Consider the following 23553-nt stretch of genomic DNA (forward strand, 5'->3'; position numbering starts at 1 on the left):
TGATGGAAGAACTGGCTGCATATATTGCCAGCGAAATGAATACCAACATCCACCACCCATCAGTCTTGAAGATGAAGGAACTATTGAGCTACGACGTTGCTGAAGAGACCCGCAAGCAGATGGCCCTGCCTTGGTATGCCCAGATTGGCACCACCAGCCCCCAAGCGATTGCTGCTTCCAACGGCACGGCTGCTATGGCCCTTTTTACTGAGCGTGTGGGTCAAGATCGTCCGTGGGACCACAAGCCCACATTGCTAAAACTCTTCGGTGGCAAACCCCGCCACAAACAAGGCGCCTACGACTACTTTTACGACATCTGGTCGAACATCCACTATGGGTATGTAGGTAGGGCTGGCGGGCTTTCAGAAAGCGTTCTTTCCGATGGTGCTGGGGCCGAGCAAATTGTCTCGGACTCCGAACGGAAATTACGAGAGCTGGTCGGGCTGAACTCAGGCAAAAAACCACTCCCAGGCCCACATCGTTCAGCAGATGTTGACGGGCTAAGGGCTTGGGATGATGCTCCTGACCGGATATCGATTAGCATCGGCATAAAACTCTATAACCAACACCCCAATGGAGGCATCACAGCCAAGATGGTCATGGACGAAGTATTGGCAGTATCGCCAGAGGAATGGGGGGACGGTGCAAGTGAGCACAAATGCGAAACCAACTAGATATGGGCGGATATTCCTAGCGCCCCTGCTCCTGTTACTTTCCCCGTTTGCATTCTGGTATTTCGCAACACCTACGGTAATCGTCCACTACTCAGAGGATGCGACGGAAAAGCTGGGCTGTGTCTGGAATACACAGCACAGGATCTACAGGAGTGGTCGCGGAGGGTTGTACCCCGGCGAGAACTCGTTGGACTTCGGCCACATCTTTCCAGATGAAAACTTCTTTATGGAGTTCTACTGGTGGGGCAAAAAGACCCGCAACCACTGCGTTAATGTCACTCCAAAGTGGCCGACGACACATATCTATCTGGATGCAAACGGCGATATCGACACCAGCGAAGGCAGCGGCACGGACATTGATCGCTTGAAGCAATGCACCACCGACACGGCGAAACCATAGGGCGATATATTCCAGAACTGGCCCCCGATTTTTTGGAGAGTTGCACAGAGTGCGCGGTCTGTGGGCCAGGTGGAAACGATAAGTTGGTGGCCCGCTCACACCAAAGGACTGTCATCCTGCACTGCGGTTAAACTGAAGATGTGAGCGAGCAAGAGAATTCTACAATACTCGCTCCCGTCAGCTTCCCTACCGCCGCCAAAATTTCCAGCCTCATTCATACGGAGTTAGTAACTCTGGCTGGATAATAATGGAGGGGGTCCTCCTCGGCGTCCTGCCGAACGAACACAATCCCACAATTTTAGTAGTGAATTTCCAACGCATCGCTGGTAGCCTCGTCGCCACGTTCGCCAGGCATTGAGGGATGCCGTCGAAAATAGAAGCCCCGAGGCCGCGAATTTTGGGGCTTTGCTTTTTCTCAAACCAGCACCGCCATCGCACTGCCCCAAAGCTTCAACCGATCCTCCTGACCATTGAGCCCTCCATTGATGCGCCGGGTGATCTTCTCGAAGTCGCCCTTGTCGGCGAAGGTATTCAACCCGGCGCGCTGCCAGAACCAACCTGCCGACAGGCAGGCGTATTGCGGCTGCTCCAGCAGTTCGGGGTGCGCAATCAGATCAATGCCCAGTGCATCCCCGCATGCCGCGTAGTTGGCACGCCCGGTGATCTGGATCAGGCCCCGACCGCGATACTTGAAGCCGTCACCGGCCACGGTGTTGCCCAGGTCTGCCCTGCCCTCGTATCGCGCCTGGGCGGGTGTCGGCCCCCAAATCTCACGCACGTAGACCAACTGGCCGGATTCATGGCCGATCTGGGCAATGAAGGCGGCAACCCGTTTACTGCCAACAATCTGATAGCGCTGCATGGCAGTGTTGAGAGCAGGAACAAAAACGCCGGCTTTCGTGCCGGCGTTCGGAAGAATTTGCAGCAATTGCTTCGTTGTGATGGACATACAAACTCCAGGCGTAAAAAAACCGCACTCGGCGGCTATGGATGCGCGATAGCGCAGTTACAGGTTCACGACTTCGAGCGGTTTAGTTGGTTTCTTCGATTTCTTGCCCTTGGCTTTCGCCTTGCCATGCTTGCCGCCGTTGCACTCGACGGTGGTCGACCAGCCGGCTTGGGTATACACCTGCTCGACCGAATCGGTCAGGTACTCGCCATCGAGGCCGACCTTGAAGCCTTGGGCAATGATCGGACGCTCGGCAAACAGGTCCGTGCGGCCCGGCATCTCAAACCGCACGCCGGCGCTCGAGCGATTGAACGCAGCCAAGCGCGCCTTGGCGGCGGCCTCGGCGGCGGTTTTGTCATGGTAGATATGCCGATCGGTATGCACCGAGGGCAGCCCGGTCGGCAGGTCGTCATTGTCCAGCGACACGACCTCCAGCTTGCCGGTTTTCTTGTCTTGGTGTTTGGCTCCCACCGACTTGTGCGTGTTGCGGTCGCCCAGGCTGAACTGCCAACGACTGACGTCCGCCCGGGTCAAGGTGATCGCGCCAAAGGCCTTGCCGCTGGCCGTCTGTCCGCCCTGACGCGGCACGACCAACAATTTGCCATCCGCGACCTTGGCCGTGCAGTCGTATTGCTTAGCCAGGCGCGTGATGAAGTTAAAATCAGACTCGCCGTGCTGGTCCGCCCGGGCGACCTTGGTCGACACCGGACACCCCGCCGCCCAGCCATTGCGCGCGGCGATGTCGCCGACGATCTTCGACAACGGCACGTCCTCCCAACTCCCGCTGCGGATGGTCTTGCCACTGCCGCGCATGTCGCTGGCCTTGCCTTTGATCACGATCGTATCCGGCGGGCCGGACACCGTGACCTCATCGACCACGTAACGGCCCAGCCGGGCCAAGCCGGTCTCGGCGTAGCCCAGATAGACCTCGATCCCGATGCCACGCCGAGGCAGCGTCACCAGCCCATCACGGTCATCAATGCGCAACTCGAAGGTGTCCGAATCCATGCCCGGCTTGTCGGTGGTGCTGAGTTGAATCAGCCGGTCATTGATCAGCCCGGTGATATCGGCTCCGTCGGCCACGATGCGAAATTGAGGTGTCATGGATTTTTTCCGAAAAAAAACCCGCACAAGGCGGGCCAGAAAGTAAGGATTTGAAAAGGGAGCAATGAAAGTGTAGATCATCAATCCCATAACGTGACCTGCTCCTGGGCGGGTGCGACCAGCGCCGGCAACACGATCAGCACGCCGTCGCGGTAAGGCTGAGGTTCATCGGCCAACCCCTGATTGGCGTCCAGCACCGCCTCCACGCTGCCGATGAGGTGGCCATAAAAGTTATGGCAGATGGTGTCCAGCAGATCCCCTTCAGACGTTCTGCATGTCGTCGCCATAGCGCGCAAACTCCAGAGTGAACCCTTGTTTACGCGGGATACCGCCCTGCATCAGCGCGCTTTGTTCTTCCTCGAGGCTTTTCAGGCACCAGGTACCCAGCGCATCGCCATAGCCCGTCGTCAATGTCAGCGGCTTGAGCTGGGCGCCGATCGCGCGCAACGTGTCGAGCTGCTTTAGACCACCCTTGAACCCGGGAAAAATCGCGCCCTTGAGCGTGATTTTTTCGTCGCCCATGCCGACGCCTTGCTGGGCCGGACGGCGCGACAGGCGCTCCTGGGATGCCCAGCGGAATTCGGTCGAGCGGCGCAGCTCGTCAAACGCCGCGGTGTCGAGGTTGAAGAAATACGGCTGCGCCTTGGGGTCTTCCGGCTGGATAATCAGCAGGTGCGGAAACGGCTTAACCGCCTCCGGCGCCGGCGTCTGATCCGTGGCAAAGGCCCCCGTGGGCACGATGTTGGCCAGCGACGGACTGACCATACCGGCGATCTTGTTGATCGCCGTCGCCGCCTTGCCCGCCTGTTCCTTCAGCACGCCCATGCGTTCATCAATTTGCGACAGCGCCCGGGTGGCCGTGCCGTACATGGCCACCACTTTCCCGACTTGAGCCTGAGCGGCATTCACCCCGCGCATGACGCGCTGAAGCTGGGCGCCGACCGCCGGCCCGACAAAGGGCAGCCCCTCCAGTTCGGACGCGGCGCCGGTGATTTCCCCGATCGCGCCATTCACCGGCCCCAGCATACCGTCCAGACTGCGTCGCCCGGTCTCCCCGGCCGAGGCCAGGTATTTCAGCCCTGACTGTAACTGCTGCAATGCCGTCTTTTCCTGATCAGACATACGCCCTCCTGATTAAACGTGCGGCTCGTCATAGAGCTGACTGCTGCCCACCTGCTTGGCCATGTCGCGATAGTACTGATCGAGCTGCGGCTTGATCTGCGCAAAAAGCTGATTACCATCCTTCACGTCACCGTTGACCGTCAGCGTAAACGGCGCCTGAATGTCCACCTTAGACTCGATTTTTGGCGCTTCGGGCTTCGCCGCCATCGGTTTCACCAGCGCCGCCGCGTCCGCGCTGGCCGGTGGCAGCATCATGGCCTTGGCCGCCGCTCCCGGCGCCGGCGCGGGATCTTCAAGGCCCGACTTGATCACCGGCGGACGACGCAGCTCCGAACCCGGAAAGCGCACCTTATTGGCAAAGTGCGGCAACAACATAGCGTCTTTCGAGTTGAGGTCGCGCGGGTCATACGACACCGGCGACGCCGGTACGACCGGTGCGGTGGTATTCGACGTGGCCGCAACACTCGCCCCCGGATTGGCCAGCATCAACGGCCCACTGGTCGACGGGGCAAATGACTGGGCAATCCCGCCCAGCACCGGAGGAATGTCCTTGCCAGCATTGGCCATCATCAGCGGCCCGGCGGCCGGCATCCGCTTCAGGTCGTCCGGCGTGCCAAACGCTGCCTTGCCCAGAGAACCGCCCAGCGCGTCACCGCCCATACTGCCGAGATACCCGCCAATCAAGCCGCCGACAATAGTGCCAATTACCGGAACCACCGAACCAACCGCCGCCCCCGCAGCGGCACCGGCCAACGTGCCCGCCAGTCCACCGACCGCCGCGCCATACCCTTCAGCTTTTTCGTCTTGCGTCACCGCGTTGTCGTAGGTGTCCTTGGCTTTCAGACCGGCCTGAACGACCGCAAAAATCGCCGGCCCCTTGACCCCGGTCGCCACGGTTTTACCGATACCACTGACCGCCTTCCCGACCGAACTGGCGGCGCTCGCCGCGCTGGCCACTTTGGCCGTGTTAGACGCCACCTTGGCCGTGGTGTTGGCCGTCGACGCCACGCGCTCCAACTTGCCCGCCCGCCCGCCACGCCGCCCCCTGCGGCCTTTTTTATCTTTTTTATCGCTGTCCAGATCACCCGCATCCAGACCACTGCCGCCCCCGCTGCCACCCACCACAATGACCTTTTGCGGGATGTTCGGATTGCCCATCAGCGACGACCCGCGCCCGATGTTCAGCAAACCCTTGGCGATCTTGAACGTGCTCATCGCACTCTGAAAGGCAATCACCGCCGCGACGGCCGTGCCGATCCCCGTCACCACTTTGGGCGACTCGTCGGCCAATTTACTCAGCCCTTGGGTGACATAGGTCAGTCCATCCGCCACCTTGTCCGTGACCGGACGCATCGCGTCACCAATAGCACGCATGGCCTCGTCCATGCCTTGCGCCATCTCCGCCCACTTCTGCGCCGACGTCTGGCGGCGCTCCTCAAGGTTTTTGTCCAAAATCCCCGTGGCGCTGGCCGAGTCTTTTTTCAGCCTGTCGTACAAGTCCTTGTTCTGCATGTAAGCGGTCAGCGCCGCTTTGACCTGCATGTCGGCAAACAGATCGCCGGTGCGCAAGGCTTGCTCCAGGGAGGCAATCATGGCCTTGGCTTTTTCCGGGTCCGTCTCTTTACTGATCTTGGCCGTGGCTTCGGCCATGGCTGCGGCTTTCTTCGGATCGGTCGCCGCAATGTATTTTTGCGCCAGCTCAAAGCTCGATTCCAGCGTGGACTTGCCATTCTGCAGCCCGGTGTTCATCGACCCTTGATAATCGATCCCGGCCTTTTTATACGCTGCTACGGTTTCGCCGGAGCCGATCTTGCCCATCCAGTTTTTCAGGTTATTGGCCGCCTCATCCGAACTGCCAGCCGTTTTCATCTGTACCTGGAGCATGGAACCCAATTGAGTCACCGCATCCATGCCGGTGATGTTCAGAGCGCCCATGTTCGCCAGCAGTTCAGGAAACCACTTAGCCATGTCGGCCGCTTCAAAGCTGCCGGCTTGTCCTTGATAGGCGATCGCCTCCAACGCCTGCTGCATCACGGCCGGGTCGGAGATCTTGGCGTTTTGCCCCAGGGCGTTGATCATCTTCGCCGTTTCGGTGCCATCCGAACCCTGCCCCACGACGAACTTCGCCGCTGTCGGGGCATACGCCATGGCCTTGTCCAGTTCCATACCGGCGCCCACCAGGGCATTCACCACCTCGGCCACCTGATTACGCGCCATGCCGGTGTCGCGCGAAGTGTCGATAATGGTCCTCGACATCTGCGCTTCTTCGGGTTTGTTGGCAATGTTCGACTTGATCGCAATGTCGCGGATGATCGCGCCATAGTCCGCGCTGACCTTGGTCGGAATGGCCATCGCCGCCGTGGCAGCCACCGCCTGACCGACACTGCTTTTGAGCTTCTGCTTGCCCTCATCAACCTGCAGGTGACCTTTGGCTTTCAGTTCGGCCTTGTGCGCCACCTGCCCCATGGCTGAATAAGCCTTGGTCAAATTGCGTACTTCCACACCCTCTTTCTTCAAGATGCCGAGGTTGCGTTCCAACTGCTTTTCCAGCGCCGAGGCGCCTTTCTCGCCCGCCAAGTGCGCCTTGCGCCATTCATCGCGCAGACGCATGGTGTCGCCAATGGTCTTTTCCAGCACCCGGGCTTTTTTGCCGGTGGCCTCTAGCCGCTCGATGCGACCGGTGACGTCCTTGAACGCCGAGCCCACCGTGGAACTGACCGCCCCGCCAATGACCAGACCGAGCGCGAGTTTGTTCGCCATTTGCGTGCCCTATACGTCGGAGGAGTTCAAAGGCGGCTCAATCCGTGAGCCACCACAGCATCTGATCAAAGGGCAGCGACTCAATCTCGGCCACAGAAAACCCTGTTTCTCTGGCCAAGCGTTGAGCCGTGTCCCTGAGCGTGACGGCGTTAAACGTCGTCTTCTTCGACCAGGCGAAAATAGCCAGCCGAAAGGCGGTTGTAGTCCTTGTATTTCAAGGTCAACAGTTCCGCCTCGGTCAGTCCCACCAGGCTGCTGAACAACGACAGCTCCTGCTTTTCAAAGTCGCCATTGCCGGCGGCCTTGGATGCGCGCCAGTCGAGCATGCTGGGCGCACGCATGGTCAGCGCGTCGGTCTGCACACCGCTGATTACGGTTTTGTATTTGAGCGTTACCGTAACGCCCTCGTCGGTCAGCTTCAGCCACTTCGGCAAGGTCGGTTCGCTGGTGTCTTGGGAAACTTGAGTCATGTGCTTTTAGTCCTTAGAGGCCAACGGCCGAGCGTTCTGCGGCCAGTTGATCGACGCCGTCGATCACCTGAATCATGTTGAGCGGGTCGATTTCGTACATCACGCGACCCTCGATTTCGAGTTTGTAATAAACGGCCTTGATCGCGTGTTTGATTTCCGCCTTGTCGCCCGGCTTCCAGTCGCCCATGTCGACCTCTTTGATGCCACCGCGCAGGGTGACCACGACCGGCGTCATTTCGCCTTTCAGGCCTCGGAAGGCGCCACGAAAGACAATGCTGCACGCGGTCTGATCGGCCAGACCGAAGTACTTCAGCGACTCACGGCGCACGCCGTTGGTGGTAAACGCCGCTTCCAGCTTTTCCAGCCCCATGGCCATCTCGATCGGGGCGGACATGCCGCCGCCCTGATAGTCATCGGTCTTTTGCGTAAGCTTGGGCAGCGACAAAGTGGGCACGTCGCCGGCGAAACTCACGCCGTCGACAAAGGCGTTCATGTTGGAGAGAACTTGAGGAATCATTACGCGGCCCCCTTAGGCGGTTTCAATAACTTCGGTCAACCATTCGTTGGTGACTTCAATGAGGAAATTCGGGTTTTCGGCCGGCGGCACGTCGGTGAAGCGGATGCGCCAGAACACTTTGCCCTGCTCAATTTGGCTGGCCGTGTTCTTCTCCTTGTCTGCGTAGACTTCGAAGTTGATCACCGCGCCGGCGTTCTTCTGATCGCGCATGAACGCCTGAAGGCCCTCGGTCACGTCCTGCACGTAGGTCTTGGTGATCGAGCGGTCGACCGCCCACTTGTGCCCCGCCTGGATCGCATCCATCAGGATGTCGCAGGTCCGTACGCGGGTGACGAACGCCCATTTCGGATCGCTGGACAGCGTGCGGTTGCCCCACAGGCGATACCCACCGTCACGCAAAATCGTCGCGATGTTCGCGTTGTTCAGCAGGTTGGCCCGGCAGGTTTCGTCGCCGTCCAGGTACTCGATCGGGCGCGTGGTGCCGGTGATGCCGACAAACTCCTTGTTCGACGGCGACGCCCAGTAGCCGTAAGTGGCGTCGGTCCAGGCAAACAGCCCCGCAACCCACGCCGAGCCCGGCGCGTCGATGGTTGCGCTCAACACCGTGTCCCAGTACTTCACGCCGGGATCGACCATGTACAGACGCTTGCTGCCGAACTCCAGCGCGTAGGCCATGGCCGCCTCATCGGTCGTGTTCGGGCCATCGATGATGGCCATCGCGCGCAACTTGCCGGCCAGCGCATCCATGGCGGTGGCCACGGCCTGGGTCGACGAATGCCCCGGGGCGATCAGCAGCTTGGGTTGGGCGTTGTGCTTGCTCTTGCCGTCCAGCAGCGCTTGCAGGCCGGTACGCTGGCCCGAGGCCAGAACGCCACCAATGACGGCGGACGTTTGCAGCGCTTCGTCAGCGAGCTTAGGCACGCCAATGGCGACGATCACCGCCTTGGCCCGCACGTAGATCGCCTGACAGGCCTTGGTGATCGCCGAGTCGGGACCGAAGGCAGCGATCGCCTCGCGCTCGGTGGTGATCAACTTCAGCTCGCCGGCCTTGGCCGTGCCGCCACCGAGGATGCCCGGGGTGAAGGTGTCGCACAGGCCGATGATCGACGACGACGGCAGCGAGATGGTGCGCGCGCCGGTGTCGATCAGCGAGGTGGTGACGCCGTGAAAGAAACTCATAAGGCTCAATCTCCAGAAACGGAAAAGCCCCGCATTCGCGAGGCTGTCGGGGGTGTTCGTGTTGCGCGTAACGGAAAAGAAAACGCCCCGTCAGTGCGGGGCGTTTATTGGATCAACGTGGCGATCCAGTCCGGGGCCGAGGGTCGATGCTCGATCAAAGGGAACCCGCCCGCGTCGGGCCATTTGCGCAAGGCGAAGCGGTACGCCTGAAGCTCGGTGTATTGAGCTGGCGTCAACGTCGTTGAACCGCCCTCCAGTTCGTCGCGGTGCCGCGAAACAAGGCCGTCGGTGGCAGCAAGCAGTCCACCCCGCCAACCCCGCTCTATTGCAGCAAGATCCTCCGGAGAGGGCGGCGGCGGACCAATCAGCAGCGGGTAGCCATCTTCGCCACTTGAAATTTGCTTACCCATGGCCTGCCCCGCAAAAAGTTCTGCATGTCGCTCCTGGGTGATTTCTACCGCATCCGCCGGAATCAAGCAGTCCGGGTTATCAACCTCCAGCATGTCAGGCGTTGCGTTCATGTCGGGAATATTACGGTAAGTAATCGGCTCAGCCCCAGTGTTCGACGTCAGCTCGTCGCCCACCCATGCCGACTCACCCGGTTGCACGACGATATCCACCGATGGTCTGATCCAAGCCGGGTCCTGAATCTTGACCAGGCGCGCCCCATGAATCGCGCCGTCATAGAAGCCGCCAGTTTTTGCGAAATAGAACATTTTTTACTCCTTAGTAGCCGATGGCCGTCCAATAGAAGGTGCCAGCCGCTGCCGTCTTGTACCAAGCCTGGAAGGCTGACCCACCAATGATTTGCGCGCCCATGGGCTCTACAGAACCCTGGCTCGACGCTTGGTCGCTGACAACAACGTTCAGACCAGCATTGGGGAATGTAATAGGGAAATACACCGTTGTGCCGCCGTTCGCGGGAACACTTCCCGCACCCCATTGAATGATCAGCCCGGTCGGGAACTTCTGGTAACCGTTAGCACTAATCAACCCCACAAACTCATCGGCGAACTTCTGCATTGTCGCTATCGCGGTGCCCCGAACACCGGTGTCGGGGGTCGGCGCAGTCGGCAACCCCGTAAGCGCAGGGCTGGCAAGGTTGGCTTTGAGTGCACCCGCAGCGGCAACAAAGGCTGTTGTTGCAAGCTGCCCCGTATTGGTTCCCGGCGCAGCCGTGTTCGCGATTGGGATGCCCGTAAGCACAGGCGATGCAAGTGGGGCTTTCTGGGCATCAGCCGCAACCAGAGCCACCCGCACCGCCTCCACGAATGCCGTGCTCGCAATTTGCGTGGTGTTAGTACCGGCTGGGGCTGTGGGCGCCGATGGAGTCCCCAGCAAGGCCGGGGAGTTGATCGGCGCATAGCCCTGAGTGACGTCCTGAAAAGTCAGGGCCGTGGTGCCCAGGACAATCACCCCATCGGTAACCAACTGCCAACGGGTGTCGGCCAGCGTGGCGCCTTGCTCAACGGACACCATCAGTGCCGAGGTGACCTCGGCACTGATGTCGGCATCCGGGGCGCGCGTCCACACGCCGGCGGCGGCGATGTACAGGCCGTTGTCCTTGGCCACGTTCTGGTTTTTCACCAGCACCCGATCACCGGCCACCAGGACGACCGTGTCGAGAGCCTGAAGCCCGGCCAGTGCGATGTTAGCCGTAGTGGCCGCCCGCACCGACTGCTTGCTGTCGAGTTTGTACAGCTCTTCTATGATTCGCAGATCGACGTATTCACGCGTCGCCAGCACGACCGCCGGATCGATTTTAAGCGTGATGTTGCCGGAGTTGTTGACGATGAAATTCATCCGTACCACTTGCGTGCGGCCCGAGCCCTGCGACAGCAAAGGCTTGAAGCTTGGCGCACAGTTGGCCACCGCCACCATGTCCCCGTCCGCGTCATACAGGGCGATTTCGCGAATCCACTTACCGCCCTCATCCGCTGGAATCACCTGTTCGGCGATAATCACCGCCGCATTCGCCGGGTCGACCTTGAGTTGATTCAACGGCCGGCGGCGCCATTCGTTGATCAGATGGGTTTGTATTGCGCTGGGGATCGGGTCGGTGCCGCTGGCATCGCCCACGCCCATGTCCGTAATTTTCCACGGCACACCGAGCGCGTCGGCGTTCGCCTGCTTGGCCATCCCCACATTCGTGAGGATCGCAAAAAACTGTGAATTCACATCAACCATGGTAAATATCCAGAGTGTCTATGGAGAGTTCGCGCCCCACCACACCGAAGGTGCCGCTGACCTCGATGTCGCGCATCACCGGCGGGTACACGTCGATTTCGTCGCCTTCGTAGAGGCAGGCGGCAATGTTCAATTGGCCTTGTGTTTCGAGGCTGATCGCCAGCCCGGTGAGGTGCCGCGTAACGGGCTTGGCGTCGTCAATCAGGCGTTCCAGTTCCTGATACATTTCCTCGGTGATGCCGGTATCCAGCACGCCGACCTTCAGCGCGAAGGTGCCCGGCGTCCCCTCCGGCACCGTGTTGAACCACTCGGTAATCTCGATCAGGTAGCCCAGCGGCTCGACCACCCGACGCAACGCGCCGATGGTCCCCTTGTGGGCATGGATGTAATACGACGCCTTGATGGCCGCGCGCTTGGTCGCCTCCGACCACCGATAATCCCAACGGTCGACCGACCACGCCCACGCCAGGTGGGGCAGCAGACGCACCGGACAGGTATCGGGGTTGTACAGCGTGCGCAGCGGAACAATCGTTCGCTCGTAGAAACCCGCCTCCAGGGCGCGCTCCAGTGGCGTGCTATTGCTCGGCAGCAGACTGTTCATGTCGCCCCCGCCAGTGTCACCGTGTAATCGATACACCACGCCGCCTGGGCCTTGGTCGGCACCAAGTCGACCCAGCCGACCAGTTCAACCCGGGCCACGCCGGCGACGTGCAATTGCGCGTCCACCGCCGAACGGGCCACCTCGACCCCCAAGCGCTTGCGCGGATTGATCCACGCCGCCAAGCGTTTCTTGGCCTCGACCAAACTGGCATCCCCTTCGGGGCCGGCGCCGCTCATGTGCAGAATGGCGTCAATGCGGTAGTCGAGAATCTGCGCACTCTGCACCGCGACCCGGTCGCCCACGGGCCGCACGTCGTCGTCATTCAGCGCGGTCGCGACGGTGGCCAACAGCGTGGGACCGACCTCGCCGCGCCCTTCTGCACCCAGCACCGTGACCGTCACGTAACAAGGCGCCGGGCTTTCGGCCGTGGCATCGGCCACCAGACCCGAGGCATTACGCGCGTGCAGGATGTAGCTGTTACGCGGGCCGGCCGTGGTCAAACCTTCAAAGGCTAACTGGATGCGCTCGCGAAACGGGTCGTCCAGCTCCTTGACCTCGGGCACCGGCGGCACCGCCGCCAGATCCGCCGCCTGAATCACCAGGCGCTTCAGGTTGTAGTTCGCCCCCAACTGATCAAGATCAGGGCCGATCGCATGCGCCAGCAACAGCGCCTTGGCGGCATCGTTGACCCGGGCGCGGTTACCGACCTTCAGATAGGCCGCCACCTCCAGCAACTTCACCACCGGATCACTCTCCAGGTGCGCGCTCCAGTTGTCGCCCATGTAAGCGCGAAAGGTGCTCAGCGTTTCGTCATAGGTGACTTCAAAGTCCAACCCTTCCAGCACGTCCGGTGCCGGCAACGCCGACAGATCAACGATGCTCATACGCTCACCTCAAACAGAAAACGGTCGCCGAGGTATTCGCCGGCCAGACTCAGCCCGACCTTGCCGCCCAATACCGACACGACACGGATGCGCTCCAGCTTGACGCGCGGCTCCCACCGCCCGATCGCACGAACCGCCTCGGCTTGCACCGAGCTTTTCCAGCCCTCGTTAACCGGCATGTCGACGTATGAGGGAACTTTGCTGCCGTACTCCGGCCGCTGCCGGCGACTGCCCAACCGCGTGCCCAGGATGTCCGCGATGGACTGGCGCAGGTGCTCGATGCCGGAGATGGGCTGGCCGGTGTGGCGATCCATTCCGATCATCTAACTCACCCCAACGGTTCGAATTCTTCGTGAGCTTTCAGAAACCTGACGGCCTCGATGTCGGAGTCCGGCACTTCGACCACGCCCTTGAGCACCGGCAGGGTGCGCCGGGTCTCAGGCAGGATTAGCTGTCGAGAGGTGTAGACCTTGTCGCGAAACTTCAGCGGTGTCGAAGCCGACACCGACGCAGGTTGCGCCAATGGTTCAGGATTCGTTAGGGGAGCGTTGTTCGTCGCATCGATCTTGGCCATGTGTTTACTCCAGGCATAAAAAACCCGCGCTATGCGGGCTGATAGAAATAGAAGGTTTGAAAGCTACGGGTACCCGGCAATGGCAGTCTTTGCCACAGCATCTGCAATCGCGACCGGATCGCCACCGCTACAAGTGATGGTGATATTGGTCACTATCGAACGCTGTTCGCGCGTTACGTATCGGCCATGGCTCAACACCCGAACGAGGGCTTCGGCAACGTCTTCCGGATTAGCCTTGTTCAAGATGATTGGCCAGCGACTACGCATTCGATAGGCGTCGTAATGCTGGGCAATCTGTCCTTCCAACAACTTCACGATTGTCTCAATGTCAAACGCCGATTGCTCGGAGATGGGTTCGCCCGCCATTTTGACCTCAATGTTTGTGATGGTTGCTGTTCCCAGCGGTATCGATGATCGACATATCACTGTTGATATTCTGGGTAACGTGGAGTGGACCCTCGATCAACACCGCGCCCACCAACTGGATGACCATGGCTTTAACCGTCGCCGATTCCGGCGTGAGCTCTACCTTGGAACCACCGACTTTGGCCGTCACGGCGTCACCCGTAACGACCACCTCAGTACTACCGACCCTGGCCGTCACCGCGTCATCGGTAATGACCACCTCGGTGCTACCGACTTTGAGGGCGACCGTCCCGGTCGGCAGGGTGATGCTGTAGGCCTTGGCCTGCCAGTCGTAAACCAACGAGCCACCGTCGTCAAAACGCCAAACTTCCACGTGGTCGCGATTGTCCGGTGGCGGACCAGCATCACCGTACAGACCCGGAATAAACGTGCCTTGTGCCATGTCACCGCTGGCACTAACCAGTGTGCCCTGCTCGCCGATGGACGGTGCCCGCCAGTGCCTGGCCTTGCCGGCGGCGAGACTGTGCCAGCGCACCCAGGCGCTGACCCATTCACCGTCCGACACCCTGCACGCAGGGGGCGAGGCAGCCAGATCGACCGCCACCACATAACAATCCTTGACCACGCCTGCGAGCATTCGGTCATGCTGGGCGTTTGCGTAGCCGCTCATACACACGGGTCCAAATCAAAGTTTCCCGTCGGGCCGAGTATCACTTCAACGGGGAATTCACCACCTGCTGGCACTTCGGGGGGCTTGTCGGACCACGGCCATTCTTCAACACCCAGGTAGAGCTGATGGGTCCACTCCACCACCCAGACGGTGTAGCCATCCAACGCCGGCCGGCTCCAATCCTGCATCGCTTGGACGAACTCGGCAGGCTCCACCGCAATGCCCCAGGTTTGCATACGCAGCAGCACCGCCAATTGCGCCGCTAGGTGCGCGGCATGCTGACAGTGTTGAGGCTGTATGGGGTCAACAATGATCCGCGCCTCAAACCGGCAATTGAGAGTGATCTCCCCCGTTCCGATGTCCGGGCCAGGCTCCATCTCGGCCATCTCAAGGAACACCGCCGGCAGTGCAATACGGTCCTTGATATCCGGCCAAGCTGTCACCGCTCGGACTCCCGGCAGGTGAGCCAAAACCCCCTGCTCCATTGCCCGATAGAGTTGTTCAAGACTAAAAGGCTCTTCAGACATTGGCTGCCCCCTTCAGGTATTTTTGCAATTCAAAATTGAGTTCTTGTTGGAGGACAACCAGCAAGTGCTCATCCGCTTGCCGCACCCAGCTCTCAAAGTGGGGCCGGGCTTGTTCCAACGAAACCTTGGCCTTGGCCAGGGGAAAGCGGTGGTCGTTTTCTTCGATAAACCCCGAGCGGCGTCGCCCTTGCTCTGTATCGGGATAGTCATCCTCGGAAAAGTGCTTGCTCGCCGTGCGGATCCAGATGTCGGCTTTGCCGCCATACACTTTTTTATAGAAGGCTCCCTGAAAACGACGGCCGCCTACCGAGACCCCGCTGCTGGTTTGACGTGCTCGACCGGTGCGACTGGCTTCAATGGCATTGAGACCAAACCACAGCTTGCCGCGCATCGTGCCGCCATTGACCGGATACGCCTTCAGTCTCTGTCGAACAGCGGCGACGGCGATGCCCTCTTGCCTACCTACCGCCCCCGCAATTTTCGAGCGTAGCCATCCCAGGGTTTTGTTGATCGCACGTCGTTGGGCGGCGGCGGCCGCCTTCGGAAGCAATCTGGCAAAGTCCTGCAGCACTTGGATGTGCGCCGTTGACGGCTGGATAGTGAGCATGCCGCTGTTACGCTTTTGCTCGGAATAGCTGCCGACACTCATGCGCGCATCCTCAGGATCAACGCCACCAGACCGTCGCCGCTCGGCTCCAGCTGCAGCAAGTCGTAGTCGCCGCCGCCATCCAAGGCGGGCAAATCGACACTGACCAACAGACCGGGCTCCAGCCCTTGCGAATCGCTGACGCGGATTTCGAATCGCGGTTCACGCAGCCCGGTGTTGAGCTTGCCGAACTTGGGCTGTAACCAGGGCGCGGCGAACATCCCGAACACCGGTTCTTCGCGACCCTCGATCCGTGCTGTGTCGCCCAGCGTTTCGAACACCACCGCATCGACGTCGGCGATCAGATCGCGAAAGCCCACCGTCAGAGCTCCAGCAGAATCTGCGCCCGAGGTCGCGTGCACAGGTGCAACGGGTTGGACTGGGCTTCGCCGGCCATCCCCTTGCCGAATTGCATCGGCTCGATCTTGCTGTAGTAGGGGATACCCTGAGTGTTGACCGTTTCCATGTAGTCCGCCGGCGCAAACACCGAGATGTACAGATCAGGGACGCCCTCAGGGATCAGCAACGCCTTGTCGTCATGGATGAACGACACGCCGGCTACCTTGCCACGGTAGCGCTCCCAGATAATGCCGCCGAACTCGAAGCTTTCCCGGGCGTCCCCGCGCAACGCCGCGGCCTGCTGGCTGTTGAGGTAGGTCTCCTCGACCGACTTGTGCACAATCAGCTTGCTCCAGAAGTGCTTGCCACAGAAGGCGCGGGAACTGGTGCTGGTCACGGAGCCCAATGCGTCTTCTTGCATGTCCAGTGCTTCAAGGCACTTGACCCGTAATTTCGTGCTCGGGTCGGCCAAGCCCATAGACATCGTCTGTTTCTCGACGCCAAAGCGATCGTAAATATTCAACAGCGGCGTTTGGCCATCGGCATCGAGGATTACGCCATTGAGTGCACCCATACGCTGGAATTCGTGGGTCGCGTCCAACTGACGGCGCGCTTTGGCCAGACGGGTATTGACCACGTCCTGCACCGCCTGCAACTCGGTGCGAGTACCGAAGGCGCGAATACCCTGAATTTCGTCAGCCTTGATGGTGAAGCGCTCCGGCAGGTGCACGGTGTTGAACGGGATCAGTTGGCGCTTGCTGGCCGCGACCACCAGGCCCGAACTGCCCCGCTCACCGGCCGGTACCAGGGCCAGGGTGTCGCCGTCCTTTTCGATCTGCAGGGTCAGGGTGGTGATGCCCTCTTCGCGAAACAGGCCCAGGGCGCTGATACGACCCGGCAGGTAGGGTTGATCGTTGAGCGCAGCAGTCAGTGCAGTGACGGTGAACGCTTCGTCGTCAAAAATGGCGATATCGGCCATGGGTACTCTCCAGAAATGAAAAAACCCGCTCAAGGCGGGCTGGGGCAACGTGTCTGAGGGGCTTTAACGCACGATCAGGAAATGATTGGCCAAGTCTGTTTCAGCCTCTGGGTCCAGCCCAGTCAGGTGCACTTCGCTGACTTCAGCCAAACGCACCACCGCACGCCCACGGCGCACGATGTCCGATTCGCCCAAAGGGGCAAAAAGGATCGCGACGGCCGTCTGGGTACCGTCGTCGGCAGCCGGATCATAGGGGGCAAACTCGCCCGAGGCGGTGACCAGGCCGAGGACTTGGCCCGACATCAGCGCGGGGCCGGCCGCGACGTTGATGGTTTCCCGTGAAATGTTGCCGGCCCCCTCAGAAAGGAGAAACTCACCGGCGTGAATCGGTTCTTTTTTGATGGTCATACTCTTGCTCCTTTTGCGCCGCGCGTGGTGGCCGATAGAGCCGCTTGTCGCGTGGCCCAGATCGAAGTGGGATCAGGTTGTTTGGCCAGCACCTTGGGGGCCGGGTCATTCTCTAGGGGCAGGCTGTTGTCGATTTCAAAGCCCTTACCGCTGGTGACAATCTTGTCGAACAGACGCGCCCGCACCGCCGGGGCATCCAGCCCTGCAGCTACATATTCGGCACTGAACTCCGGCAACCGGGCCGCCACGCAGAGATCATTCACCGCCTTGGCTCGGACCAGCCCTGCCTCGACGATGGCTTCACTTTCGAGACGGGTCGAACTGAGCAACGGCTCAACTAGGTTGCTGATGCCCGCCGCGGCGCAACGCTGGGTGATCATCAGGGCCAGCTTGGCCGAATCGACCACGGGCGCCGGTAAGGGGTCGACAATCTCCACCGTTGGGTCAGGGTCGGGATCCGCATCGGGGTCCGCCTCCACCGGTTCATCGAGCTGGGCCAGCAATTCAGCCGGGGCGTGCTGATAACGCTGCAGCACACCACCCTGGCCGAGGCAGGCCTTGACCTTGATTCCCTCTCCGATTTCGTCGGCCAAGCCCAAGGCCACCGCTTCATTGGCGGTCAGCCAGGTTTCAGCGGCGACCAAGCGGCGCAACTCGACCTCATCGATGTCCGGGGCCTTGGCCTTGTAGGCCGCGATGATCGCCTCCATGGTCTGGTCGAGCACGTCGGCCACTTTGCGAAAGTCTTCGGCGTCCCCGGCCGCATACGTCCAAGGGTTATGGATCATCAACATGGCGTTAGCCGCGATCACTACCTTGTGTGCACCGCAGACCGCCACGCTGGCGGCACTGGCGGCCAGTGCATCGACCCGCCCGGTGCAGCGCTCCCCCAGGCGCGACAACGCATTGTGCATAGCAAGTCCGTCGAACAGATCACCGCCGATACTGTTGAACGCCACGATTACCGGCGAGACGCCGTCGTCCATCGCACGCAGATCCTGCACGAACTGATTGGCGGTGATGCCCCAACCGCCGATCTCGCCGTAGACAAAGACCTCAATGACGCGCTCGGTGGCCTCACCGCTGGCGTGTACGGCGTACCAGGTCTTGTCCTGCACCGGCACGCGTTTGCCCGCCCGGTTGTAAACGCGCGGTCGCGTTTTTTTGCTCATGGTTGCTCCTTGTCGTCGTTGGTGTCGACGGCATCCAGGGTGTTGTAATTGAGGCCCAGCTTGGTGGCCCGCGCCAGATCAGCGGCGTTTTCCAGATCGACCGTTTCCGCGTCGTAGCCGGTGCGCAGCACCATCTCGCTACGCGAGGAGAAACCGGCCTGCACTTCCATGCGCCGGGCCTGCACGTCCTGCACCGGCTGAATGTAAGCCCAGCCCTGCGGCACCCAACGGGTACGCAGGTAATGGCGGCGCTTCTGCGCGTAATCGTCCAGCACCAGTGCGCCTGACAATACCGCCATATCCATCCAGGCGGCTCGCACCGGGCGGCACAGCTGGTGGACGTACACGCTAAATTGCAGCTGCTCTAAACGGCGGCGGAACTCGTTGAGCACCACGCGCAGCGCTCGGTCGTTGATCCCGCGCATGTCGCCAGTGAGGATCTCGTACGGCGTCGCGGTGCCCGCGGCGGCGGCCATCAATTGCTGTCGCATGAAGTCATGGGTAGTTGTTGCCTGCGTCCGGTGGCTTGGAGAACTCCACCTCTTCACCGGGTCCCAGCTCCTGCATGGTGCCGGGCTCCAGCGCGACCATCGGGGTGAAACCGTCGCCGTCCATGTCCAACAGCTGACCGGTGACCGGATCGCGGGGTGTCTGCCCGGCGTCTGGCGCCGGGCGACTGATAAAACCGGCAAACAGATTGGCTACTTCCTGACGAAACAACACCGCGTCGTCGTAGTTGTCGAGACTGCGCAGGCGTTTGAGCACTGGCGACAAGCGCGGAACCCCACGCAACTGACCCGGTTCGACCGGCTCGAAGATGTGCAGCACCTGGGCGGCCGGCACACGGACCAACTGGTTGAACCCCGCGTTCAGCGACGCCGCATCGCGCGGATGGGACAGGTACATCCAGTACGCCGCGCGCTTGCCACCGGGCGTGAACTCAATGCCGGCGCGGATGATGTTGCCGCTTTTGGTGGTCTCGAATTTGTCATGGGGCACAAACTCTGGCGCCAGGATCTGCAGCTGCAACGGCACGGCGAGACCTTCGTCCAAGCCGCGTGGACGCAAGCGCACAAAGCACTCGCCCGAAGTTTCCACCGTGCGCGCCACCAGGGCTTGCTGGCCGTAAAAGTCGGTGCGTTCATCGGCGTCCGCTTCATCGACCCAATCCGCCCACAGCTCCTGCTGCACCTTGCGTAACACATCATCGTCGAGGGTCGGTCGCGGGGTGATGCCCGTGCCGATCAGGTTGCTGACACGCTTGTCGATGACGTTGAAGGCATACGGGTCGTTACGAACCGCCGCCCGGGAACGCGCGCGCAGGTTACGCAGGGCCGGTGTATTGATGCTGTTGATGCCGTTGTCCGGCGCATCCCAGCCCGCGGAGCGACGACCCTCGCCGGCACCTTCGTAACTGGCCTTGATGTTCGACGGCAGGACAAAGCCATTACGGGTCAGGGTTGGGAATTGGCGAGCCATTAGAGTCCTTTGCCTCCATGGTATAGCCGCACCACACGCGAGCGTGGTCCGGCCGAGTTGACCAATGACGTGCGGATCTGGTCGCGCGCCTTGAGCAGCTCATCGACCGTACGGTACTCCACGGTGCGGTCGGTGTAGCGCACGGTTTTTTCACCGCGTGCGATGGCCGCCTCAACCGCGTCGAGGTGCTTTTTTGTAAATGACATATCAGCGTCTCTTCAGGTAGCTGCTGCTGGAACTGCGGCGTGGAGGAATTCGTGCGGGTGGCGCTGGAGCCGCCGAGGCTTTGCGTGGTGCAGCGGCTTCGGCAGGCTTTTGCATCGGCACCGCAGGGGTGCGAATACGTTCGGCGACGATGGGTTTCTCCTCGAACAAACCGGACGATGTGCCAGCCTGCATCAAGGCGTTTTTAACCCGCTGCCAGTCGTGTTCCTTGTAGCGGTTGAGCCCCAGGTAATGCGCCATGGCTAGGGAGTACACCATCAGGTCGAGGGCTTCGTTGCGTTCAGCTTTGCCTTTGACCCACTCAATCTTTTTGTACCCTTTGACATACCGGGCCACCTTGCGCTCGGCCACACACTGGGCAAAAAAATCATCCGGCAAATCGTTGGCAAAGTGCAGTGCACCCGGACCGTCTTCCACCGGGTAACGGTTGTAAATCCAGTCCTTGGCGGTGTCCGTGCCGATGAGCCAGAGTTCAACACCGTTGCGCTCGGTCAAACCTTTCCAGGTCACGTCCATCATGGACGGGCGCTGGGCAATCACTGGCCGGCCAGGTTTACTGGCACCCTTGACCGCAAAAACATTACGCCAACGGCGCAAACGACAGAACTGGTACACCTCATCCACATGGTTGCCGCCGGAGTCGATGGCCGTGGCCAAAATGGCCAGTTCCACGCCGCACGGATGCGGGTACCGAGCCTTGAGCTTTTCATCGAGCGCCGCCCAGGTGCGCTCATCGGACGGGTCGCCCCAGATAATCTGGTAATCAATGATCCAGCGCTCCATGCCAGCGCCCCAGCCCACCACCATGAACTCCAGGCGGTTGCCTTGGGTGTCGACCGAGGCGGTGAGCATCAGGACCGCGGACGGCATCGAACCCAGGCCAAAATGCTCCAAACGCGCCCGAGCCATCAGCACCGATGCCTTGGTTTGTTCCTGAGCACTGTCCCAGACCTTGGCCAGACGCGTGTTGTAAAACACCTGCATGGGCTCAAGATCGCCTTTGTTCTGAGCCACCTTGGCCTTTTCAAACTGCATGGCCAATGCCGCCCAACCGGTCCAACCGGGTGGCGAGTACAACGCATTGAGGTTAAAGCCGACGGTTTCGCCATCGCCTTGAGCATGGGCGCGCCACTCCCCCTTCGCCAGCATCTCGCCCTTGTGGTGCTCCTCAATCAGCACATCACAATCAGGCCCGGCGCATTGGTAATGCACCACCTTGTAATCGCTCGAGTAATGCAGGCGCTCCCACTCCAGAATCTGCATGTGTCCGCAGGTTGGGCAAGGCACGTAGTAGTAGCGCTGGTCGCTGCTATCAAATAGATCCGCAATGCGCGAAGCGCCCTTGATCGTCGGCGAGCTGGAAAAGTAGAACTTGGCGTTGCGGCCAAAGGTACTGGCCCGCGTTTCCGCCAGCTCGACAGGATCGCCCTCTTCACCCACGTCCACGACCCAACGGTCCACCTCGTCGCCATATATATAACGGGCCGACAGCTCCGATAGGTTGGCCGCGGAGCCGGCGGTGGTGATGTACAACGATCCGCCTTCAAACTCCTTGGTGTCCATGGTGTTGCGCGCATCACGGGAACGGTTAGCTGCCACACGCTCACGCAACACCGGTGTCGCCTTGATAGTTTTGCCAATCCGCGATGACACGCGCTTGGCCAGACCCAGGCTCGGCAACAACGTCAAGACATTGGACGGCGCCATATGGATCAGACCGCCGATCCAGTTCAGCGCAATCTGGGTTTTCATCAGCTGCGAGGCCACCATGGTGACCACACGTTTGCAGGGGTGTGCCGGAGACAGGCAACGCATGGGCTCCCGGGCATAGGGTGTACGCGAAGTGCGGTACTTGCCTGGCTCAGCAGCCCCCGTATCGCGTGGAATACGCATGTACTCATCAGCCCATACATCAATCCAAACATCCGGTTCTGGTCTTAGCCCACGGAAATAAGCCTCACGGTACGCCTCTGCACCGTTTAGCATTTCCGGTGACATAGGTTAGCTCTCAGCAGTTAATACATGGGCAAGGTCCGCCGAAGACATGCGCTCTGCATCCTCAAGAACTCGGCGCAACTCCGCCGTCAAACGCTTTTCGATTTCCCAGTGACTGGTCATCGCGGCCAGTTCGGGTGCCAATTGCGGTGACATGCCCAGCAACAGATCACGCAGCGTGCGACCGGCGCTGTAGGCGGCGAGTTCCACTTGGGTCCGCTCAACCAAGAGACCTCGTCGCTCGGACAATTCGATCCCGGCCAGCTGCGCCAGATTGTGCTCACGCAGGGCACGGGCCTTCTGGAACTCGGGCTCTTCGTCCTGACCGAAAGTCGCTGTTAAGGACATCGGCAGGCCGTGACCGTCGCGCTGAGCACGATCCTGCTGGTGACGAGCGGCAACGGCGGCCTTGCTGGGATCGGCGGTTTCAAGAATCAAGGCCTCGGTGGCGAGGACATCGACCTTTTTCCCATCCGGGGCCAGCACCAAGCGGCTGCTTTCCTTGAGCTGGGTGACATAGCTGGGCGACCTGCCAATACGATCCGCAAAGGCCTTCTTTGACAGGTAGATGGGCGCCGTCACCGTCTTTTCCTTAGGATTTTTCTTACTGAAATTTTTCGCTGAAAATTTTTCTTACTGAAATCCTTACTGAAATTTCGCGCGACGCGCTTTAGCTCGGGGCTTTCAGCCTAATTTTTGAAATTTCAGTAAGGCATATTTCAGTAACTTTGCAGGGGTGCCGCTAACGCTTTCTCGCGGGTTTGCGACCCCGTGTCCTTTGGATAACTCCAGGGTCCCCGGCGTTTTTCGGCACATCAACCCTATGAACGGCCAATGGGTGTCGCAATTGGTCAAGGTTGCTCAGAAACACGGTGCTAGCATCGCGCGCACCACTGACCCATATCAGCGAGACACGCGCAGCAACCGGAGGCAAGTGACAATCAATGGCCATGGACTTCTCCCAAAAGATTTTTACAACACTGGACAAACTCGATAGCGTCTTTCAGCGACACAATCAGCCGGGCATTAATCAGTCCGCCCTCAATCAGGTACGTTCTCTCTGCATTGATATGAAAGGGCATGACGACTACATCACCGATAAGGCAAGCCGGATCACTCGCTTGGCGATCATTTACTACAGCGCCCGGAAATACCTAAAGCACTCCGGCGGCCACGAGTCGCTTATGACTGAGATGGGCTACCAACTGCCGAATGTGATTCGTAGCCAGGTCTTTCACCTAATCTCTTTGTCGACACACCCAAAATACGATTAGGGGTAGTCACGGATTAATTCCGGGCAGTAGCTATCGCCTGGTAGTAAACGGC

Annotated in this window: 28 protein-coding genes and 1 pseudogene; 3 read left to right on the forward strand and 26 right to left on the reverse strand. The window is 60.3% G+C overall.

Translation table 11 applies throughout. The features are described 5' to 3' along the window. On the forward strand, positions 1–674 hold a 674-nt coding region (locus C7534_RS25575), incomplete at its 5' end, for a polymorphic toxin type 44 domain-containing protein (protein ID WP_256594817.1). A gap of 10 nt (positions 675–684) precedes the next feature. Next, positions 685–1074 carry a hypothetical protein gene (locus C7534_RS25580; RefSeq protein ID WP_177412278.1) on the forward strand — a complete coding sequence of 130 codons (390 nt, stop codon included), beginning with the start codon at positions 685–687 and terminating at the stop codon, positions 1072–1074. 415 nt (positions 1075–1489) lie between these two features. On the opposite strand, the gene C7534_RS25585 is transcribed toward C7534_RS25580, so the two are convergent. The 26 genes and pseudogenes from C7534_RS25585 to C7534_RS25710 all read right to left on the reverse strand — a co-directional run bounded on the left by C7534_RS25585 (position 1490) and on the right by C7534_RS25710 (position 22809). Next, a complete protein-coding gene (locus C7534_RS25585; protein WP_109787421.1) occupies positions 1490–2023 on the reverse strand; it encodes a glycoside hydrolase family 19 protein in 534 nt (177 codons plus the stop codon). A gap of 57 nt (positions 2024–2080) precedes the next feature. Then, positions 2081–3127, reverse strand: a complete 1047-nt coding sequence (locus C7534_RS25590; RefSeq protein ID WP_109787511.1) for a phage late control D family protein — start codon at positions 3125–3127, stop codon at positions 2081–2083. Between the two features lie 80 nt (positions 3128–3207). Continuing rightward, positions 3208–3414, reverse strand: coding sequence for a tail protein X (locus tag C7534_RS25595; RefSeq protein WP_109787422.1), 207 nt, complete (start codon positions 3412–3414; stop codon positions 3208–3210). Beyond that, complete coding sequence (locus tag C7534_RS25600) at positions 3389–4249, reverse strand: phage tail protein (RefSeq protein WP_109787423.1); 861 nt, start codon at positions 4247–4249, stop codon at positions 3389–3391. The genes C7534_RS25595 and C7534_RS25600 overlap by 26 nt, the downstream gene beginning before the upstream one ends. Positions 4250–4261: 12 nt before the next feature. Next, entirely contained in the window at positions 4262–7009 is a 2748-nt protein-coding gene (locus C7534_RS25605) for a phage tail tape measure protein (protein WP_109787424.1), read from the reverse strand. A 149-nt stretch (positions 7010–7158) separates the two neighbouring features. Continuing rightward, positions 7159–7479, reverse strand: a complete 321-nt coding sequence (locus C7534_RS25610) for a phage tail assembly protein (RefSeq protein ID WP_109787425.1) — start codon at positions 7477–7479, stop codon at positions 7159–7161. A 13-nt stretch (positions 7480–7492) separates the two neighbouring features. Further along, positions 7493–7996, reverse strand: a complete 504-nt coding sequence (locus C7534_RS25615; RefSeq protein ID WP_109787426.1) for a phage major tail tube protein — start codon at positions 7994–7996, stop codon at positions 7493–7495. A gap of 12 nt (positions 7997–8008) precedes the next feature. Next, the gene (locus C7534_RS25620; protein WP_109787427.1) at positions 8009–9175 is read right to left on the reverse strand and encodes a phage tail sheath subtilisin-like domain-containing protein; all 1167 of its coding nucleotides are present in this window, start codon (positions 9173–9175) and stop codon (positions 8009–8011) included. A 104-nt stretch (positions 9176–9279) separates the two neighbouring features. Beyond that, positions 9280–9891: a phage tail protein gene (locus C7534_RS25625; protein WP_335739952.1), complete on the reverse strand. Its 612-nt coding sequence runs from the start codon at positions 9889–9891 to the stop codon at positions 9280–9282. Positions 9892–9901: 10 nt separating this feature from the next. Then, positions 9902–11362, reverse strand: a complete 1461-nt coding sequence (locus C7534_RS25630; protein ID WP_109787428.1) for a phage tail-collar fiber domain-containing protein — start codon at positions 11360–11362, stop codon at positions 9902–9904. Beyond that, positions 11355–11963, reverse strand: a complete 609-nt coding sequence (locus C7534_RS25635; RefSeq protein ID WP_109787429.1) for a phage tail protein I — start codon at positions 11961–11963, stop codon at positions 11355–11357. The genes C7534_RS25630 and C7534_RS25635 overlap by 8 nt, the downstream gene beginning before the upstream one ends. Beyond that, positions 11960–12847 (reverse strand): baseplate J/gp47 family protein, encoded by an 888-nt coding sequence (locus tag C7534_RS25640; protein ID WP_109787430.1) that lies wholly within the window; start codon positions 12845–12847, stop codon positions 11960–11962. Before C7534_RS25640 ends, C7534_RS25635 begins: the two co-directional genes overlap by 4 nt. Beyond that, positions 12844–13170, reverse strand: coding sequence for a GPW/gp25 family protein (locus C7534_RS25645; protein WP_109787431.1), 327 nt, complete (start codon positions 13168–13170; stop codon positions 12844–12846). The genes C7534_RS25640 and C7534_RS25645 overlap by 4 nt, the downstream gene beginning before the upstream one ends. A 5-nt stretch (positions 13171–13175) precedes the next feature. Beyond that, positions 13176–13421 (reverse strand): hypothetical protein, encoded by a 246-nt coding sequence (locus C7534_RS25650; protein WP_109787432.1) that lies wholly within the window; start codon positions 13419–13421, stop codon positions 13176–13178. A 63-nt stretch (positions 13422–13484) separates the two neighbouring features. Continuing rightward, positions 13485–13787 (reverse strand): hypothetical protein, encoded by a 303-nt coding sequence (locus C7534_RS25655; protein ID WP_109787433.1) that lies wholly within the window; start codon positions 13785–13787, stop codon positions 13485–13487. A gap of 7 nt (positions 13788–13794) precedes the next feature. Then, a complete protein-coding gene (locus C7534_RS25660; RefSeq protein WP_109787434.1) occupies positions 13795–14457 on the reverse strand; it encodes a phage baseplate assembly protein V in 663 nt (220 codons plus the stop codon). Beyond that, on the reverse strand, positions 14454–14984 hold the full coding sequence (locus C7534_RS25665; RefSeq protein ID WP_109787435.1) for a hypothetical protein: 531 nt from the start codon (positions 14982–14984) through the stop codon (positions 14454–14456). Before C7534_RS25665 ends, C7534_RS25660 begins: the two co-directional genes overlap by 4 nt. Continuing rightward, positions 14977–15633 carry a hypothetical protein gene (locus C7534_RS25670; protein ID WP_109787436.1) on the reverse strand — a complete coding sequence of 219 codons (657 nt, stop codon included), beginning with the start codon at positions 15631–15633 and terminating at the stop codon, positions 14977–14979. The genes C7534_RS25665 and C7534_RS25670 overlap by 8 nt, the downstream gene beginning before the upstream one ends. After that, positions 15630–15950 (reverse strand): head-tail joining protein, encoded by a 321-nt coding sequence (locus C7534_RS25675; protein WP_109787437.1) that lies wholly within the window; start codon positions 15948–15950, stop codon positions 15630–15632. Before C7534_RS25675 ends, C7534_RS25670 begins: the two co-directional genes overlap by 4 nt. A 2-nt stretch (positions 15951–15952) precedes the next feature. Then, positions 15953–16948, reverse strand: a complete 996-nt coding sequence (locus C7534_RS25680; RefSeq protein ID WP_109787438.1) for a major capsid protein — start codon at positions 16946–16948, stop codon at positions 15953–15955. Positions 16949–17011: 63 nt separating this feature from the next. After that, positions 17012–17356, reverse strand: a complete 345-nt coding sequence (locus tag C7534_RS25685) for a head decoration protein (protein WP_109787439.1) — start codon at positions 17354–17356, stop codon at positions 17012–17014. After that, positions 17353–18528 (reverse strand): head maturation protease, ClpP-related, encoded by a 1176-nt coding sequence (locus C7534_RS25690; RefSeq protein WP_109787440.1) that lies wholly within the window; start codon positions 18526–18528, stop codon positions 17353–17355. The genes C7534_RS25685 and C7534_RS25690 overlap by 4 nt, the downstream gene beginning before the upstream one ends. Next, a pseudogene (locus tag C7534_RS25695) lies at positions 18525–20007 on the reverse strand (phage portal protein). Before C7534_RS25695 ends, C7534_RS25690 begins: the two are co-directional and overlap by 4 nt. After that, complete coding sequence (locus C7534_RS25700; protein ID WP_109787441.1) at positions 20007–20213, reverse strand: phage head-tail joining protein; 207 nt, start codon at positions 20211–20213, stop codon at positions 20007–20009. Before C7534_RS25700 ends, C7534_RS25695 begins: the two are co-directional and overlap by 1 nt. A gap of 1 nt (position 20214) precedes the next feature. Beyond that, a complete protein-coding gene (locus C7534_RS25705) occupies positions 20215–22230 on the reverse strand; it encodes a phage terminase large subunit family protein (protein ID WP_109787442.1) in 2016 nt (671 codons plus the stop codon). 3 nt (positions 22231–22233) lie between these two features. Next, the gene (locus C7534_RS25710; protein ID WP_109787443.1) at positions 22234–22809 is read right to left on the reverse strand and encodes a terminase small subunit; all 576 of its coding nucleotides are present in this window, start codon (positions 22807–22809) and stop codon (positions 22234–22236) included. 362 nt (positions 22810–23171) lie between these two features. Here C7534_RS25710 and C7534_RS25715 point away from each other — a divergent pair, with 362 nt between their 5' ends. Further along, complete coding sequence (locus C7534_RS25715; protein ID WP_109787444.1) at positions 23172–23501, forward strand: hypothetical protein; 330 nt, start codon at positions 23172–23174, stop codon at positions 23499–23501. Positions 23502–23553 lie beyond the last annotated feature (52 nt).

Source organism: Pseudomonas sp. OV226 (assembly GCF_003148705.1).
GTDB lineage: Bacteria > Pseudomonadota > Gammaproteobacteria > Pseudomonadales > Pseudomonadaceae > Aquipseudomonas.

What these genes read in the sequence shown, in the direction of transcription:
- C7534_RS25660 (WP_109787434.1), bottom strand. Translation starts at nt 14,457, where the DNA reads ATGAGCGGCTACGCAAACGCCCAGCATGACCGAATGCTCGCAGGCGTG.
- C7534_RS25670 (WP_109787436.1), bottom strand. Translation starts at nt 15,633, where the DNA reads ATGAGTGTCGGCAGCTATTCCGAGCAAAAGCGTAACAGCGGCATGCTC.
- C7534_RS25585 (WP_109787421.1), bottom strand. Translation starts at nt 2,023, where the DNA reads ATGTCCATCACAACGAAGCAATTGCTGCAAATTCTTCCGAACGCCGGC.
- C7534_RS25610 (WP_109787425.1), bottom strand. Translation starts at nt 7,479, where the DNA reads ATGACTCAAGTTTCCCAAGACACCAGCGAACCGACCTTGCCGAAGTGG.
- C7534_RS25615 (WP_109787426.1), bottom strand. Translation starts at nt 7,996, where the DNA reads ATGATTCCTCAAGTTCTCTCCAACATGAACGCCTTTGTCGACGGCGTG.
- C7534_RS25650 (WP_109787432.1), bottom strand. Translation starts at nt 13,421, where the DNA reads ATGGCCAAGATCGATGCGACGAACAACGCTCCCCTAACGAATCCTGAA.
- C7534_RS25620 (WP_109787427.1), bottom strand. Translation starts at nt 9,175, where the DNA reads ATGAGTTTCTTTCACGGCGTCACCACCTCGCTGATCGACACCGGCGCG.
- C7534_RS25590 (WP_109787511.1), bottom strand. Translation starts at nt 3,127, where the DNA reads ATGACACCTCAATTTCGCATCGTGGCCGACGGAGCCGATATCACCGGG.
- C7534_RS25685 (WP_109787439.1), bottom strand. Translation starts at nt 17,356, where the DNA reads ATGACCATCAAAAAAGAACCGATTCACGCCGGTGAGTTTCTCCTTTCT.
- C7534_RS25715 (WP_109787444.1), top strand. Translation starts at nt 23,172, where the DNA reads ATGGCCATGGACTTCTCCCAAAAGATTTTTACAACACTGGACAAACTC.
- C7534_RS25640 (WP_109787430.1), bottom strand. Translation starts at nt 12,847, where the DNA reads ATGAGCATCGTTGATCTGTCGGCGTTGCCGGCACCGGACGTGCTGGAA.
- C7534_RS25625 (WP_335739952.1), bottom strand. Translation starts at nt 9,891, where the DNA reads ATGTTCTATTTCGCAAAAACTGGCGGCTTCTATGACGGCGCGATTCAT.
- C7534_RS25680 (WP_109787438.1), bottom strand. Translation starts at nt 16,948, where the DNA reads ATGGCCGATATCGCCATTTTTGACGACGAAGCGTTCACCGTCACTGCA.
- C7534_RS25645 (WP_109787431.1), bottom strand. Translation starts at nt 13,170, where the DNA reads ATGATCGGAATGGATCGCCACACCGGCCAGCCCATCTCCGGCATCGAG.
- C7534_RS25605 (WP_109787424.1), bottom strand. Translation starts at nt 7,009, where the DNA reads ATGGCGAACAAACTCGCGCTCGGTCTGGTCATTGGCGGGGCGGTCAGT.
- C7534_RS25630 (WP_109787428.1), bottom strand. Translation starts at nt 11,362, where the DNA reads ATGGTTGATGTGAATTCACAGTTTTTTGCGATCCTCACGAATGTGGGG.
- C7534_RS25600 (WP_109787423.1), bottom strand. Translation starts at nt 4,249, where the DNA reads ATGTCTGATCAGGAAAAGACGGCATTGCAGCAGTTACAGTCAGGGCTG.
- C7534_RS25665 (WP_109787435.1), bottom strand. Translation starts at nt 14,984, where the DNA reads ATGTCTGAAGAGCCTTTTAGTCTTGAACAACTCTATCGGGCAATGGAG.
- C7534_RS25595 (WP_109787422.1), bottom strand. Translation starts at nt 3,414, where the DNA reads ATGGCGACGACATGCAGAACGTCTGAAGGGGATCTGCTGGACACCATC.
- C7534_RS25635 (WP_109787429.1), bottom strand. Translation starts at nt 11,963, where the DNA reads ATGAACAGTCTGCTGCCGAGCAATAGCACGCCACTGGAGCGCGCCCTG.
- C7534_RS25705 (WP_109787442.1), bottom strand. Translation starts at nt 22,230, where the DNA reads ATGTCACCGGAAATGCTAAACGGTGCAGAGGCGTACCGTGAGGCTTAT.
- C7534_RS25700 (WP_109787441.1), bottom strand. Translation starts at nt 20,213, where the DNA reads ATGTCATTTACAAAAAAGCACCTCGACGCGGTTGAGGCGGCCATCGCA.
- C7534_RS25655 (WP_109787433.1), bottom strand. Translation starts at nt 13,787, where the DNA reads ATGGCGGGCGAACCCATCTCCGAGCAATCGGCGTTTGACATTGAGACA.
- C7534_RS25690 (WP_109787440.1), bottom strand. Translation starts at nt 18,528, where the DNA reads ATGAGCAAAAAAACGCGACCGCGCGTTTACAACCGGGCGGGCAAACGC.